The organism is Photobacterium kasasachensis, assembly GCF_050336885.1.
In the GTDB taxonomy this organism is placed as follows: Bacteria; Pseudomonadota; Gammaproteobacteria; order Enterobacterales; family Vibrionaceae; genus Photobacterium; species Photobacterium kasasachensis.
This window is the reverse complement of record NZ_JAKJSH010000035.1, coordinates 21,205-35,528: the sequence shown is the minus strand read 5'-3', so window position 1 is coordinate 35,528 and position 14,324 is coordinate 21,205. Positions and strand designations below refer to the sequence as shown.

Sequence of the window (14,324 nt, the reverse complement as noted above, 5' to 3'; positions counted from 1 at the left end):
TCTCGATATCAGTTTGAACCGTTTAGGTTTTTACGGGTATCATTCTTTCCTGTTCTGATATTTTCAGATATAGAGTAAAGAAAGCCTGCGCGTCCGTAGCTCAGCTGGATAGAGTACCTGGCTACGAACCAGGCGGTCGGAGGTTCGAATCCTCCCGGACGCGCCATATTTTGACTATAGCAGCCATTGTGTTGTTGTAGAGCGACAAAAAGATTCTGCGCGCTCGTAGCTCAGCTGGATAGAGTACCTGGCTACGAACCAGGCGGTCGGAGGTTCGAATCCTCCCGAGCGCGCCATTATTTTTAGATATCCGTTGGAGCCGTTTGGGTTTTAACCGATATCATTCTTTCCTGCTTCTGATATGTATTAGAAACAGAGCAAAGAAAGCCTGCGCGTCCGTAGCTCAGCTGGATAGAGTACCTGGCTACGAACCAGGCGGTCGGAGGTTCGAATCCTCCCGGACGCGCCATTATTTAAAGCTCAGCTTCGGCTGGGCTTTTTTCGTTTTTACCTTTCCCTTCTTGCTGCTTACAATCGGCTATCACTACGCAATTCTCTGAACAACTACTTATCCAGATTGGTATGAAGATAATACCCCTGACGAGGTGTAATTGCCTCTGATACGGCGCTCCTATGCTGTTTGAGCCAAGACTGAATTTACGGGCGGAATTCATGTATGCCTCGTGTTCTGTCGCGGTATCGCCATGTAGTAACAAAGGGGCTGGCCTTCTGGCCTCATTATGGTGATTGCTGCTGTCAACTGTGTCTATTTATAAGAAATAACCACAAAATTATCGAATAGCCCGTGAATAAATCCTCACCTCTTGTAACTAACTGATATGTCATTACTTTAACCAAAAAGACGTTATTACAGATTATTTTGCTTACGTTTACGTAAGCGTAATATTGGTGCCCGGAAAACTTGATAACTCAGTGTTTTTATTATTTTGCTGCGAGCTGGGTAATGATTTTAGCTGGTTACTTTTCAGTCAGTTGTGATAAATTACAGCGTTAGTTAACATTTTTTGGTTAAATTGGAAAAAGAAAAGACAAAGTGACCGTAATTCAGTCTCGGTTGTTAATCAATTTGACATATTTTGGCTTGTCATGATAATTCTTAGTTTGCCAATCACAATATGAATGAAAGGAAGCAATAATGGCAGATTTAGGTAGTTTGCTATGGGAAGCGGCAACAATCATGACCACCGGTATGGTCGTGGTTTTTGTTTTTCTCAGCACCCTGATCTATTTAGTCCAACTGTTAGCAAAACTGGCACCGAAGGAAGAATTACCTGCGATAAAGCCACAACCTGCATCAACAGTTGCTTCAAATCACAATGGTGTTCAGTCCGATGTCGTGGCTGCCATTACCGCTGCGATACATCAGTATCGTAACCGTAATGCATAATTTGTGATTTCCAGGACGATTTTTATTACAAGGAGTTTGTGAGCATGTCCAAGTCTTTAGCGATCACTGACGTTGTGTTACGTGATGCCCATCAGTCTCTTTTTGCGACCCGTCTGCGTATTGAAGATATGCTGCCTATTGCCGAACAGTTGGATAACGTCGGTTACTGGTCTCTCGAAACATGGGGTGGTGCTACGTTTGATTCCTGTATTCGCTATCTGGGCGAAGACCCTTGGGAGCGTCTACGTGCCCTGAAGCAGGCGATGCCGAAAACACCGATGCAGATGCTGCTGCGTGGTCAGAATCTACTCGGCTACCGCCATTATGCCGACGATGTCGTGGAGAAGTTTGTCGAGCGTGCACATGCCAACGGCATGGATGTGTTCCGTATCTTCGATGCGATGAACGATGTCCGCAACTTTGAAAAAGCGGTAAAGGCTACCGTTGATGTCGGTGCTCATGCCCAGGGAACAATTTCCTATACCACCAGTCCGGTTCATAACCTGGATACCTGGACCGATCTGGCCAAACGCCTTGAAGATCTGGGCTGTCACTCTATCTGCATCAAAGATATGTCCGGTTTGCTTAAGCCTTACGAGGCTGAGGAACTGGTCAAACGTATTAAGGCGTCCTGTGATGTGCCGTTGGCGCTGCACTGTCACGCTACTACTGGTCTTTCTACGGCGACAGCGGTGAAAGCGGTCGAGGCCGGTCTGGATATTCTGGATACCGCAATTTCATCGATGAGCCAGACCTACGGTCATACTCCGACGGAAACCGTGATCGCAATGCTGGAAGGTACAGAGCGTGATACGAATCTGGATCTGCAGCAACTGGAACCGATTGCCAGCTACTTCCGCGATGTGCGTAAAAAGTACGCCAAGTTCGAGGGAAGCCTGAAGGGCGTCGATGCCCGTATTCTTCTAGCTCAGGTACCGGGCGGTATGCTGACCAATATGGAAAGCCAGCTCAGAGAGCAGGGTGCATCGGATCGCTTTGACGAGGTACTGGAAGAAATCCCGCGCGTTCGCAAGGATCTCGGTTTTATTCCGCTGGTTACGCCGACGTCACAGATTGTCGGTACGCAGGCGGTACTGAACGTATTGACCGGCGAGCGCTACAAGAGCATCAGCAAGGAAACGGCGGGTGTACTGAAAGGCGAGTATGGTGCAGCGCCAGCGCCGGTGGATGCCGAGCTGCAGGCAAAAGTACTTGACGGTGCCGAACCGGTAACGTGTCGTCCGGCTGATTTGATCAAGGATGAGCTGGCGAGCCTGACTGATGACTTGGTGGCCAAGGCTAAAGCGGACGGGATCACGCTTGCGACTGATCAGGTTGATGACGTATTGACGTATGCCCTGTTCCCTCAAGTTGGCCTTAACTTCCTGAAGAACAGAAATAACCCAGAGGCTTTCGAGCCGGTTCCGGGTACTGAGGAAGCGCCGGCTCCTGCAGCTGCGCCTGCGCCGGTTGCCGCAACTGGCGGCAGCGAGTCGTACAGCGTGCGCGTGAACGGTCAGGTTTATGATGTCGAGGTTGGCCCGGCGGGCGAGGTATCGGCAATCGCACCTGCTGCGTCAGCTCCGGCAGCCGCCGCGCCTGTTGCTGCATCAAGCACTGCCGAGTCTGTATCGGCACCGCTGGCCGGTAATATTTTCAAAATCAATGTTCAGCCGGGCAATACGGTTGCTGAAGGTGATGTGCTGGTTGTGCTGGAAGCGATGAAAATGGAGACTGAGGTCAGGGCTGCCCGTAGCGGTGTGGTGCAGGATCTGCATGTCAAGGAAGGCGATTCGGTAACGGTGGGATCTCCGATCCTGAGCCTGGCGTAAGAGGGTACCATGGACGGTTTATTGAAACTCTGGTCAGAGACCGGGATTGCGAACTTCGAGTTCGGACAGCTTGTAATGATCCTGGTCGGTGCCGGCCTGCTCTTCTTGGCGATCCGCAAGGGCTTCGAACCCTTGCTGCTGTTGCCGATGGGCTTTGGTGCAATACTGGCGAACATTCCGAATGCCGGCTTTACCGAGCCGGGCGGTCTGCTCTATTACATTTACTATGTCGGGATTGAAACCGGGGTCTTCCCGCTGTTGATCTTCATGGGTGTCGGGGCCATGACGGACTTCGGGGCGTTGATTGCGAACCCGAAAACCCTGCTGCTCGGTGCTGCGGCCCAGTTTGGTATCTTTTTCACCCTGTTCGGGGCAATCTTGCTCAACATGGTGCCCGGGATGGAATTTACCCTGGCAGATGCGTCCTCCATTGCAATTATCGGTGGTGCCGACGGCCCGACGGCCATCTTCCTGGCAAGTCGTCTGTCACCGGATCTGCTCGGTGCGATTGCAGTCGCGGCCTATAGCTATATGGCGCTGGTGCCGATCATCCAGCCGCCGATTATGAAGGCGCTGACCACACCGGAAGAGCGTGTGATCCAGATGGAGCAGCTTCGCCATGTCGGCAAGGCCGAGAAGGTGCTGTTCCCGCTGGCTGTGCTGTTAATGACTATCTTGTTCCTGCCTTCGGCGACGCCGCTGGTCGGTATGTTCTGCCTGGGTAACCTGATGCGTGAGTCCGGGGTCGTCGATCGCCTGTCCAACACGGTTCAGAACGAGCTGATCAATATTGTGACGATCATGCTTGGCCTGGGTGTCGGCTCAAAGCTGGAAGCAGACAAGTTCCTGCAGTTCGAAACCCTGGGGATCCTGGTTCTGGGTGCGGTGGCATTTAGTGTCGGTACCGGCGGTGGTGTCCTGATGGCCAAGCTGCTTAACCGCTACAGCAAGGAAGATATCAACCCACTTATTGGTGCGGCGGGCGTATCAGCCGTACCGATGGCGGCACGGGTTGTTAACAAGGTCGGCCTCGAGGCTAACCCGCACAACTTCCTGCTGATGCACGCCATGGGCCCTAACGTGGCCGGGGTACTGGGTTCGGCAGTTGCGGCCGGTATCTTGTTGGCCCTGGTTGGCTAACAGCATATCGATCTGGCAAAACGCCGATGAGAAGCCGCTTGGATACCAGATAAGCCTTGTTGGTTTGAAACACATTGAAACGGGTAGCAATATGCTACCCGTTTTTTTATGGTGGCAATTAGGTATATGCTCTCTTACATCAATGATCACATACCGGTATTGAACGGTATAAATCAGAATAAAAGGAAAAGGGAATGAACGCTTGTCAGCAACTCGCAATAACCCAGTTTGGTCAGCCTTCGGTATTGGCGATGCAAACTACCGAAATACCGGTACCGTCTGATAGCCAGGTGTTGGTCAGGGTCGCCTATGCCGGCGTGAACCCGATAGATGCTAAAACCCGTGCCGGGCTGGGGTGGGCTGCGCAGCAGAACAAAGGCAACCTGCCCTGGGTACCGGGCTACGATATTGCCGGCAAGGTGGTGAAGGTAGGTGCAAACGTACAGGATTTCGTTGTTGGAGAGCGTGTGGCGGGGTTTGTCGGTTTTCCGCTTGCTGGCGGTGGCTACAGTGAATATGTGGCTGTCGAGGCCGATGCGCTGAGCCAGGTAGCGGAAGGCGTTCCTTTGGCGAATGCGGCAGCACTGCCGCTGGCCGGGCAAACGGCATGGCAGGCGATCGATAAGGGACAGGCCGGTGAGAATGATCGGGTGTTGATTCTGGCTGGTGCCGGTGGCGTCGGTCATATTGCGATCCAGTTGGCGGTTGCCCGGGGAGCCAATGTGATGGCCAGTTGCTCGGCGGCCAATATGGCGTTTGTTAGCGACCTGGGGGCAACGGCGGTGGATTATCACCAGGCGCCGTTGGCCGAACAGGTAGAGCCGGTCGATGTACTGATTGATTTGATGGGCGGTGATATCGGTATTGCGGCATTGGACTGCGTGAAAGCCGGAGGACGGGTAGTGACCATTCCGACGATAACCGCGGATGCCGTGTGCGAGCAGGCACGGCAGCAAGGTCTAGAGGCCGAAGGTATGCTGGTGTCGCCGTCTGTCGAGCAGAACAATGCGATGATGGCCATGCTGGAGAACGGACAGCTAAAACTGCATATCGCTTCACAATATCCGCTGTCTGACGGGGCGCAGGCGCACCGCGACATCGAGGCAGGCCATACCCGAGGCAAGATCGTACTGGCTGTAGATAGCGGCGAGTAAAGCCTGCACGGTGACTTTCTCAAAAGGTAGAATGCAATCTGCCTGATTATTAATAAGTTGTTTCAATGCTAGAGTTATTGAATGGTGAGTCGGCACTTTGGGTGCTGTTCACCACTGGTTTTTTGAGTGCCACCCTGCTCCCCGGCGGCTCGGAAGCGAGCCTTATCGCGACCCTCAAGCTCGGTGATAATGCGGTATGGCTTGTCGTGGCCGTGGCGACGTTGGGCAATACCCTGGGGGGAATGACGAACTACTGGCTGGGAAGATTACTGCCAGATAAAACTTCTGACGAAAAACATGGTCATAAAGCCCTGCAATGGCTGAAAAAATATGGCTACTGGTCATTGTTTTTCAGCTGGTTACCCGTTATCGGGGATCCTTTGTGTTTGGCGGCAGGCTGGTTGCGTATGCGCCATTGGCTGAGTTTTCTGATCGTCATGATTGGAAAGGCCATACGTTATGCTGTACTGGCTCTGATCGTACAAGGTTTATAATAAGGAATGCTTACGTGCAAAAGTGGATTCTAGGCGTTGCGCTATTTTCTCTTGCTGGGTGTGGAGCCCAGTTAGCGCAGAGAGACGCGGCTCCCGAGTTGCCTGAAGGGGTAACGTTTATTGAACAGGTGACAGGCGGACAGCCTGACGAGCCTGTTATTCCCTATACCAAATATACCCTCGACAATGGGCTGACTGTGCTGCTGCATGAAGACAAGTCTGATCCGCTGGTTCATGTCGACATGACCTATCATGTGGGATCGGCGCGTGAAGAGCTGGGCAAGTCCGGTTTTGCCCATTTCTTTGAACATATGATGTTCCAGGGGTCCGAGCATGTCGGCGATCAGGAACACTTTCGCCTGATCACCGAGGCCGGTGGAACCCTTAATGGCACCACTAACCGCGACCGGACCAATTACTTCCAGACCGTTCCCTCCAACCAGTTGGAGAAAATGCTTTGGCTGGAGTCGGACCGAATGGGCTTCCTGCTAGGGGCTGTCTCGCAGCGCAAGTTTGAAATTCAGCGTTCGACGGTGAAAAATGAACGCGCCCAGCGTTACGAAAACCGGCCATATGGCTTGGTTTACGAACGTATGGGGGAAGCACTGTTTCCCCGTACCCACCCTTACTCCTGGCAGACAATCGGTTATATCGAGGACTTGGATCGGGTAGGTGTCAATGATCTAAAGGCGTTTTTCCTGCGTTGGTACGGACCGAATAATGCCACGTTGACCATTGGCGGTGATATTGATGTTGAGCAGACGTTGGCCTGGGTGAGCAAGTATTTCGGCTCGATCCCGCGAGGCCCTGAAGTTGAAAAGTCGGCGAAGAAACCGGTGACGATCGACGCCGATCGCTATCTGACCCTGGAAGACAAAATTCAGCAACCTATGTTGCTGATGGCGTGGCCGACATCCTATAACGGTGCCGAGGACGAAGCCTCGCTGGATATGCTGGCGCGGGTCATCGGCGGTGGCAAGAATAGCCTGTTGTACCAGAACCTGGTCAAGACGGGCGAAGTGGTCGACGCCGGTGCCTTTCATGACTGTGCCGAGCTGGCCTGTACTATGTATGTCTACGCCATGGGGCAGAGCGGCAATAAAGGTAACCTGAAAGATCTGCGCCAGAAAGTCACGACGGTACTGGACGGACTCGAGCAGCGCGGTATCAACAGCAAAGAGCTTAACGAGCTCAAGGGCATGGTTGAAGCCAACGCGATCTTTGGCCTGCAGAGTGTCCGCGGCAAGGTCTCGCAGCTGGCGGCCTACCAGACCTTCTTTGATGATCCCAATTACCTCAGTGTCGAGCTGGGCAATCTCCGGGCGGTGACAACCACCAGTATGGAGCAGGCTTACATGCGTTACATCAACGGTAATCCTAGCGTCACCCTGAGTGTTGTTCCCAAGGGGAATACGGCGATTCAGGCCGCCAAGCCTAACTATGCACCGCCTTCCCGGATCATCGGCGAGCACCAGAAAGTGGCAGATAACGAGTTGCTGCTCAGGGAGCCGGCTGATGACTTCGATCGTTCGGTGATGCCACAACCGTCTTCGCCGGTTGAGTCTGTGATGCCCGAACTGTATCAGTTTGAGCTGGCGAACGGGATCAAGGTACTGGGAACCAAATACCGTGAAACGCCGACAGTCGAACTGCAAATGGTGATTCCAGCCGGCCGACGTTTCGAGCCTGCCGGGAAAACCGGGCTGGCGCAGCTCACTGCCTCGATGATGGGCGAGGCCAGTACAAAGTCTTCTGCCGAGGAGTTGTCATCACGGCTAGATAGCCTGGGCAGTACGGTGAGCTTCAGTGCCGGTTTGTATGGCACGGTTGTGTCTGTCACGTCACTGGAGAAGAACCTGCCTCAGACGCTGGCCATTATGGAGGAGCGCCTGTTCAACCCGGCCTTTGATCCGGTTGATTTTGAGCGCGTCAAACAGCAGGCCCTTGAAGGCGTTGTTTATGAGCACCAGCGCCCGTCGTGGCTTGCTGGCCAGGCAACCCGTGAAGTCTTGTTCCGCGGAACCAGCTTTAGCTTGCCGCCGGAAGGCACCAAGGGCTCGTTGGAAGCGATTTCGCTTGATGATGTCAAAGCCTTCTATCGTCGATACTACACCCCGAACGGGGCCGATATTGTGGTGGTTGGCGATATCAACTCGAAGCAGCTGACCTCTCAGCTCGACTTCCTGGCTAACTGGCAGGGCATGCCCGAGCCGACATATGCGGCGCAGGGACTGCCGAACCTTCCCCAGCAGACGCTGTGGATGGTCGACAAACCGGGCGCACCACAAACCGTGATCCGCCTGGTGCGCCAGGGGCTGCCGTTTGATGCGACCGGGGAACTGTTTGAAACCCAGCTGGCGAACTTCAATCTGGCCGGTAACTTCAATAGCCGTATCAACTTAAATCTGCGTGAGGACAAAGGCTACACTTATGGTGCCGGCGGCTACCAGAGTGGCGGCAAGGAAGTTGGGTTGTCTGTCTACTATGCCCAGGTTCGTGCCGATGCCAGCCTGGCCTCGCTCAAGGAGTTTCTTGCCGAGCTGGAGAAAATGAGCACGGAGGGCGTCACTGACGAGGAAGTGGCGTTTATGCGTCTGGCGGTCGGACAGAAAGATGCTCTGAACTATGAAACGCCGGGCAAGAAGGCCCAGCTACTGGGACAGATCCTGACCTATTCGCTGCCGGAGAACTTTGTCGATACCCGTAACGATATTGTTGCGAGTATCAGTAAGTCTAGGCTCAACGAGCTGGCGTCAACCTGGTTCAATCCAAAGGATTATCAAATAATCGTTGTCGGTGATGCCAAGTCGCTGACGCCGCAGTTTGAAACGCTGGGGATCCCGATTAAGGAACTGGAGCCGCAGAAGTAGCGGCGATAGTGGTCTTAACCCGAATGAAGCCAGCATGCTAAGTGCTGGCTTTTTACTGCTTTTATGTAACAGAGAGCAAAGTGCGGATGGTCATGATTGTTTCTGGCCTGTAAAACTGTTTCGCACTAATAATCGTGGTAATCGTAAAAAATAATGATTACTCTAGCTCACTTATTAAGTTAATGATTGAGAATGGCCTTGATGGATTTTTCACAAAGGTTGCAGCAGATTTCAGCGAATCCTGATGCACTGACTCAGATAGGGCGTGGCTTGGAACGAGAAGCGCTACGTATGACACCGCAAGGAGGCCTGTCTGCACAGCCGCACCCTGCCGGACTGGGTTCGGCATTAACCAACAAATGGGTAACGACAGATTTTGCCGAGTCGTTGTTGGAGTTTATTACGCCGGTGTCGCATGATGTTGACAGTTTGTTGACGCAGCTAAGTGATATTCATCAGTTCACCTATAGTAAACTGGATCAGGAAAGCCTCTGGCCGATGTCGATGCCGTGTTTCGTCGGCAAGGAAGACGATATTACCCTGGCGCAATACGGTAGCTCGAACAGCGGCCGCATGAAGACGCTGTATCGCGAGGGGCTAAAGCACCGCTACGGCAGTGTGATGCAGGTGATTTCCGGTGTCCATTTCAATTTTTCGTTTCCGGATGAATTTTGGCAGCAGCTGTTTGGCGATCAGGCCGAACAGGAACGCCGCGATTCTGTGTCAGATGCCTATTTTGGCCTGATCCGTAACTACTACCGCTTTGGCTGGTTGATCCCGTATCTGTTCGGTGCTTCTCCGGCGCTGTGCGGCTCGTTCCTCAACAAGAGTGCCTCTGCACTCAATTTTGAACAGGTCGGCTGCGGAACCTATTATCTGCCCAATGCAACGGCACTGCGTCTGAGTGATCTTGGCTACACCAACCATGAACAAAGTTCGTTGAAAATTGGCTTCAACAGCCTTGATCAGTATCTGGAAGGGTTGCAAAAAGCAATTCGTACCCCGTCCGAGGAGTTTGCCAGCATCGGGGTCAAGGTCGACGGAGAGTACCGTCAGCTAAATACTAACGTGCTGCAAATCGAGAACGAGCTGTATGCACCAATCCGTCCTAAGCGTGTTGCTGCCGACGGGGAGAAACCTTCCGAAGCGCTGAGCCGTGGCGGTGTCGAGTACATTGAAGTACGCTCGCTGGATGTGAACCCGTTCAGTCCGATTGGGATAACGGCCGATCAGGTCCGTTTCCTGGACTTGTTCCTGACCTGGGCCGTGTTGTCACCGTCGGATCAGATGGATGATGCCGAGCTCGAATGCTGGCGCGATAACTGGAACCGTGTGGTGCTTGATGGCCGTAATCCCGAGCTGCTGCTGAAGATCGGCTGTAACGGTGAACGTCTGACTGTTCAGAAGTGGGGCCAACGTGTGTTTGCCGAACTGGGACAGGTTGCTCTGGCGATGGACGAGGCTGCCGGAAATGACAGCTACAAGCAGACTATCCAGCGCCTGAAAAGCTGGATTGATGATCCTGAACTGACATTGTCAGCCCGGTTGCTGAACCAGATCAAACAACAGGAAGGGATTGGTCGGGTTGGATTGGAGTTGGCCAACGCCCACGCCGGTGAGATTAAAGATCGCGACTTTGCGTTCTACTCACAGCAAGAGTTTGAGCAGGAAGTCGAAGCGTCGAAAAGCAGGCAGGCTCAGATAGAACAGAATGACAGCCAGTCTTTTGATGAGTTTCTGGATGATTACTTTGCCGACCTGAAATAGGGGTTAGGTATCGGTCTCAATTTGAGAAAAAAAATGGGCAGCTACCTTGCTGCCCGGTAATATAATTTCGCAGGGATGATGACAGCACGGCTGTCAGTCATAGGTTCTGACCGTTAATTTGTCGTTTGGTTCCAACTTGGATGAAAAAATGCGCTTTGTTTCCCGTTTGATACTGTGTTCAGGCCTGGCCGTCATGCTGGCTGGCTGTGCGACTCCCCCACCCAAAGATCAGTCTAACCTGTGCAGTATTTTCCGTGAAAAGCCGGATTGGTATGAAGCGGGGCTTGATATGCAGGAGGAATGGGGAACGCCGATGCATGTCGCCATGGCGTTTATCAAGCAGGAAAGCAGCTTCCGTCATGATGCCCGCCCACCGAAGGACTATGTTCTGGGGTTTATTCCCTGGGGCAGGGTCAGCAGCGCCTATGGTTACGCCCAGGCCCAAGATCCTGCCTGGGAGGACTACCAGAAGGCAACGGGCAATGGCGGCTCGCGTACCGACTTTGCTGACTCGATGATGTTTGTTGGCTGGTATACCAGTGAGACCCAGCGGCAGCTGGGAATATCCAAGTGGGATGCCTACAATCAATACCTGGCCTACCATGACGGGCGCGGTGGCTATAGCCGTGGCACCTACCGCTCCAAACCGACCCTGATAAAAATATCGCGCAAGGTTGAGCAGCAGGCGAAGGACTATGGTTGGCAACTCAAGCAGTGCCGGCAGGAACTGGAAGATAACCGTAGCTGGTGGCCGTTTTAGCCAGCGCTGACTGTGTCAGCGGCTGGGCTATGATTAATCTAGTGAGAAGACTTGGCAAAGGAGAAGGATGTAATGCCATTATTAGATAGTTTTACCGTTGACCACACTCGCATGCATGCACCGGCTGTGCGTGTGGCCAAAACGATGCAGACTCCGAAAGGGGATACCATCACTGTTTTTGACCTGCGCTTCTGTCGCCCCAATGCGGACATTCTGAGCGAGCGGGGTATCCATACTCTTGAGCATCTTTACGCAGGCTTTATGCGTAATCACCTTAATTCGGAAAATGTCGAAATCATCGATATTTCACCGATGGGGTGTCGTACTGGCTTCTACATGAGCCTGATTGGTACCCCGAGCGAGCAGGAAGTGGCAGCGAGCTGGACGGCGGCCATGGAAGATGTGCTGAAGGTGGAGTCGCAGGAGAAAATCCCCGAGCTGAACGAGTACCAGTGCGGTACCTACAGCATGCATTCGCTGGATGATGCCAAGCAGATTGCCAAGTCCATTCTTGAGCAGGGCATTGATGTTAATAAGAATGATGATCTGGCGCTGCCTGAAGCTATGCTCAACGAGCTGAGCGTGAAGTAACAGCATATAGACTATGCGAATTGAAAAGAATAAAGCCGGCGAATGCCGGCTTTGTTGTTTTTGAACGTTATTGTTGGCTAGCGTCGCTCTAGCCTGTTTTCTGGAGTGGAGTCGGCAGGACCTTGACTAGTTTGATCATATTCTCGGAGACCTCGATGATTTCCATCTGGTGGCCGCCGACTTTGATACTGAGCTGACTGTCCGGGATATCCTCCAGGTGCTCCAGGATCAGACCGTTGAGGGTACGCGGCCCATCGGTTGGCAGGTTCCAGTTCAGGCTCTTGTTGAGATCCCGGATATTGGCACTGCCTTCTATCATCAGGCTACCATCCGCCTGCGGGGTGATCTCTTCTGCCAGTGTCGGGGTGATCGAGGTGGTAAATTCGCCGACGATCTCCTCAAGAATATCTTCGAGGGTGATCAACCCCTGAATGTCGCCGTATTCATCGACAATGAGGCCAATACGCTCTTTGTTGCGCTGGAATTTCAGCAACTGAATATTGAGCGGGGTGCCCTCCGGAATAAAGTATACCTCGTCGGCGGCCCGCAAAAGGTTCGCTTTGCTGAAGTCGTTTTTATCCATCATTAACCGATACGCCTCGCGTACTCGTAGCATCCCGACGACTTCGTCAATAGTGTCGCGATACAGCACGATCCGGCCATGGGCAGAGTGGCTCAGCTGGCGGACAATTGACTTCCAGTCATCGTTGATGTTGATGGCGGCGATATCGCTGCGCGGTACCATCAGATCTTCGACCGTGACGTTTTCCAAATCCAGGATAGACAGCAGCATATCCTGGTGACGTCGGGGGATCAGCCCGCCGGCTTCGTTCACCACGGTCCGCAGCTCATCTGAGCTGAGTTTTGGGTCGTTCATGTTGTCGACCCTGAGTCCCAGCAACATCAGAAAGCTATTGGTTATGCCATTGACAAACCAGACCAGCGGATACAGCAGCTTCATCAAAATATTCAGCACGATGCTGCTGGTGTAGGAGACGCGTTCCGGATAGAGGGCGGCAAGGGTTTTCGGTGTGACTTCGGCAAAGACCAGGACGACCAGGGTGAGGGCACCGGTCGCAATGGCGACACCCAAATCGCCGTACAGGCGCATGCCGAGAATGGTCGCAATCGCCGACGCGAGAATGTTGACGAGGTTGTTGCCGATCAGGATAAGACCGATCAGGCGGTCGGGACGCGAAAGCAGTTTTTCAACCCGCTTGGCTCCCCTGTGTCCCTGGTTGGCAAGATGTCTCAGCTTATAGCGGTTGAGTGACATCATGCCGGTTTCAGAACCGGAGAAGTATCCGGAAATGACGAGTAGTAATATCAGGAGGGAGAATAAGACTCCCGTGGATATGTCGTCCAAAAAACTATTTCCTTAACGTTTCTGTTACAAGTACTTTGTACCCTGAGTGGGTAGGTGTCAATGTTAGCATGGCAATAAAAGGGGCACTTTTTATGCCCCAATGATGATCTCTTTGACGAAGCGGCTGCCGAAATAAGCCAGCGTGAGCAGGAAGGCGCCTACCAGGCTAAACCATACTACCCGGCGCCCTCGCCAACCGAGCTGGTAGTGCCCCCATAGCAAGACGCTGTATACCACCCAAGCCAGCAACGAAAGGACGGCTTTGTGGAGTTTCCCCTGCGCCAGCATATCCTGAATAAAGGCAAAGCCGGTGATCAGAGTGACGGTCAGCAGCGAGTTTCCGACCAAAATGATCTTGAAAAGCTGCCTCTCGACCATCATTAAAGGGGGGATGTTCGGATTGATCAGCAGGCTTTTCTTATTTTTCAGCTTGTGGTCGAGCCAGGCCAGCTGAATGGCATACAGGGTGGCAATCATCAGTGTTGAATACGAAAACAGTGCCAGCGAAATATGCAGCAGCACCTGCGGATGGGCTTCCAGATGGGTGATAAAGGTGCCCGGAAGCAGGGTGGCCGCGGAGAGGTTAATCGCCGCGAAACTGTATACTACAGGTAGCAGGAACCAAACCCGTATCCGCAGCATTGCCAGCGTGGTCAGCAGCGAAATAATCAGGCTGATCAAAGATGCCACATTCAAAATACTTAAATTCTGGCCCGGACCGCCATGAATTAAGTCTTTTAAGAGCAGGATATGCAGGGCAATAGCTGCCAGCGCACACAGGAACACTGGTTTGGTTTTAATACCATTACTGTTTGTAAGTCCTGGCACGACCAGCCCGAGGGCTAGGAAATATAAGCAAGCAGCCATTAAGGCTATCAACATATCCATAGTAAACTTAACTATTTAAGATGGTTAGAATCGGCAATTATACCTTGCTCAATG

The 14,324-nt window shown here is 52.8% G+C and carries 11 protein-coding genes and 3 tRNA genes; 12 read left to right on the top strand and 2 right to left on the bottom strand.

Annotated features, from left to right (window positions below):
* Positions 1-89: 89 nt before the first annotated feature.
* The 12 genes from L4D19_RS28965 to luxS all read left to right on the top strand — a co-directional run bounded on the left by L4D19_RS28965 (position 90) and on the right by luxS (position 12,016).
* Positions 90-166: transfer RNA gene (locus L4D19_RS28965), tRNA-Arg, on the top strand.
* A 53-nt stretch (positions 167-219) separates the two neighbouring features.
* Positions 220-296: transfer RNA gene (locus L4D19_RS28960), tRNA-Arg, on the top strand.
* Positions 297-392: 96 nt separating this feature from the next.
* A tRNA-Arg gene (locus L4D19_RS28955) sits at positions 393-469 on the top strand.
* A gap of 687 nt (positions 470-1,156) precedes the next feature.
* Entirely contained in the window at positions 1,157-1,408 is a 252-nt protein-coding gene (locus tag L4D19_RS28950; RefSeq protein WP_075763079.1) for an oxaloacetate decarboxylase subunit gamma, read from the top strand.
* A gap of 44 nt (positions 1,409-1,452) precedes the next feature.
* Positions 1,453-3,240, top strand: a complete 1,788-nt coding sequence (gene oadA, locus L4D19_RS28945) for a sodium-extruding oxaloacetate decarboxylase subunit alpha (protein WP_428455249.1) — start codon at positions 1,453-1,455, stop codon at positions 3,238-3,240.
* A 9-nt stretch (positions 3,241-3,249) separates the two neighbouring features.
* Positions 3,250-4,380, top strand: a complete 1,131-nt coding sequence (locus L4D19_RS28940; RefSeq protein ID WP_075763077.1) for a sodium ion-translocating decarboxylase subunit beta — start codon at positions 3,250-3,252, stop codon at positions 4,378-4,380.
* Between the two features lie 194 nt (positions 4,381-4,574).
* The gene (locus L4D19_RS28935; RefSeq protein ID WP_428455248.1) at positions 4,575-5,534 is read left to right on the top strand and encodes an NADP-dependent oxidoreductase; all 960 of its coding nucleotides are present in this window, start codon (positions 4,575-4,577) and stop codon (positions 5,532-5,534) included.
* A 65-nt stretch (positions 5,535-5,599) separates the two neighbouring features.
* Complete coding sequence (locus L4D19_RS28930) at positions 5,600-6,028, top strand: YqaA family protein (protein WP_428455247.1); 429 nt, start codon at positions 5,600-5,602, stop codon at positions 6,026-6,028.
* A 14-nt stretch (positions 6,029-6,042) separates the two neighbouring features.
* Positions 6,043-8,898 (top strand): M16 family metallopeptidase, encoded by a 2,856-nt coding sequence (locus tag L4D19_RS28925; protein WP_428455246.1) that lies wholly within the window; start codon positions 6,043-6,045, stop codon positions 8,896-8,898.
* A gap of 201 nt (positions 8,899-9,099) precedes the next feature.
* Positions 9,100-10,665 carry a glutamate--cysteine ligase gene (gene gshA, locus L4D19_RS28920; protein ID WP_428455245.1) on the top strand — a complete coding sequence of 522 codons (1,566 nt, stop codon included), beginning with the start codon at positions 9,100-9,102 and terminating at the stop codon, positions 10,663-10,665.
* A 148-nt stretch (positions 10,666-10,813) separates the two neighbouring features.
* Complete coding sequence (locus L4D19_RS28915; protein ID WP_428455244.1) at positions 10,814-11,425, top strand: transglycosylase SLT domain-containing protein; 612 nt, start codon at positions 10,814-10,816, stop codon at positions 11,423-11,425.
* Between the two features lie 72 nt (positions 11,426-11,497).
* Entirely contained in the window at positions 11,498-12,016 is a 519-nt protein-coding gene (gene luxS, locus L4D19_RS28910; protein WP_428455243.1) for an S-ribosylhomocysteine lyase, read from the top strand.
* A gap of 88 nt (positions 12,017-12,104) precedes the next feature.
* On the opposite strand, the gene L4D19_RS28905 is transcribed toward luxS, so the two are convergent.
* Together L4D19_RS28905 and L4D19_RS28900 are read right to left on the bottom strand one after the other, a co-directional pair.
* On the bottom strand, positions 12,105-13,382 hold the full coding sequence (locus L4D19_RS28905) for an HlyC/CorC family transporter (RefSeq protein WP_428455242.1): 1,278 nt from the start codon (positions 13,380-13,382) through the stop codon (positions 12,105-12,107).
* A gap of 90 nt (positions 13,383-13,472) precedes the next feature.
* Complete coding sequence (locus L4D19_RS28900) at positions 13,473-14,270, bottom strand: cytochrome C assembly family protein (RefSeq protein WP_075763070.1); 798 nt, start codon at positions 14,268-14,270, stop codon at positions 13,473-13,475.
* Between the last annotated feature and the right edge of the window lie 54 nt (positions 14,271-14,324).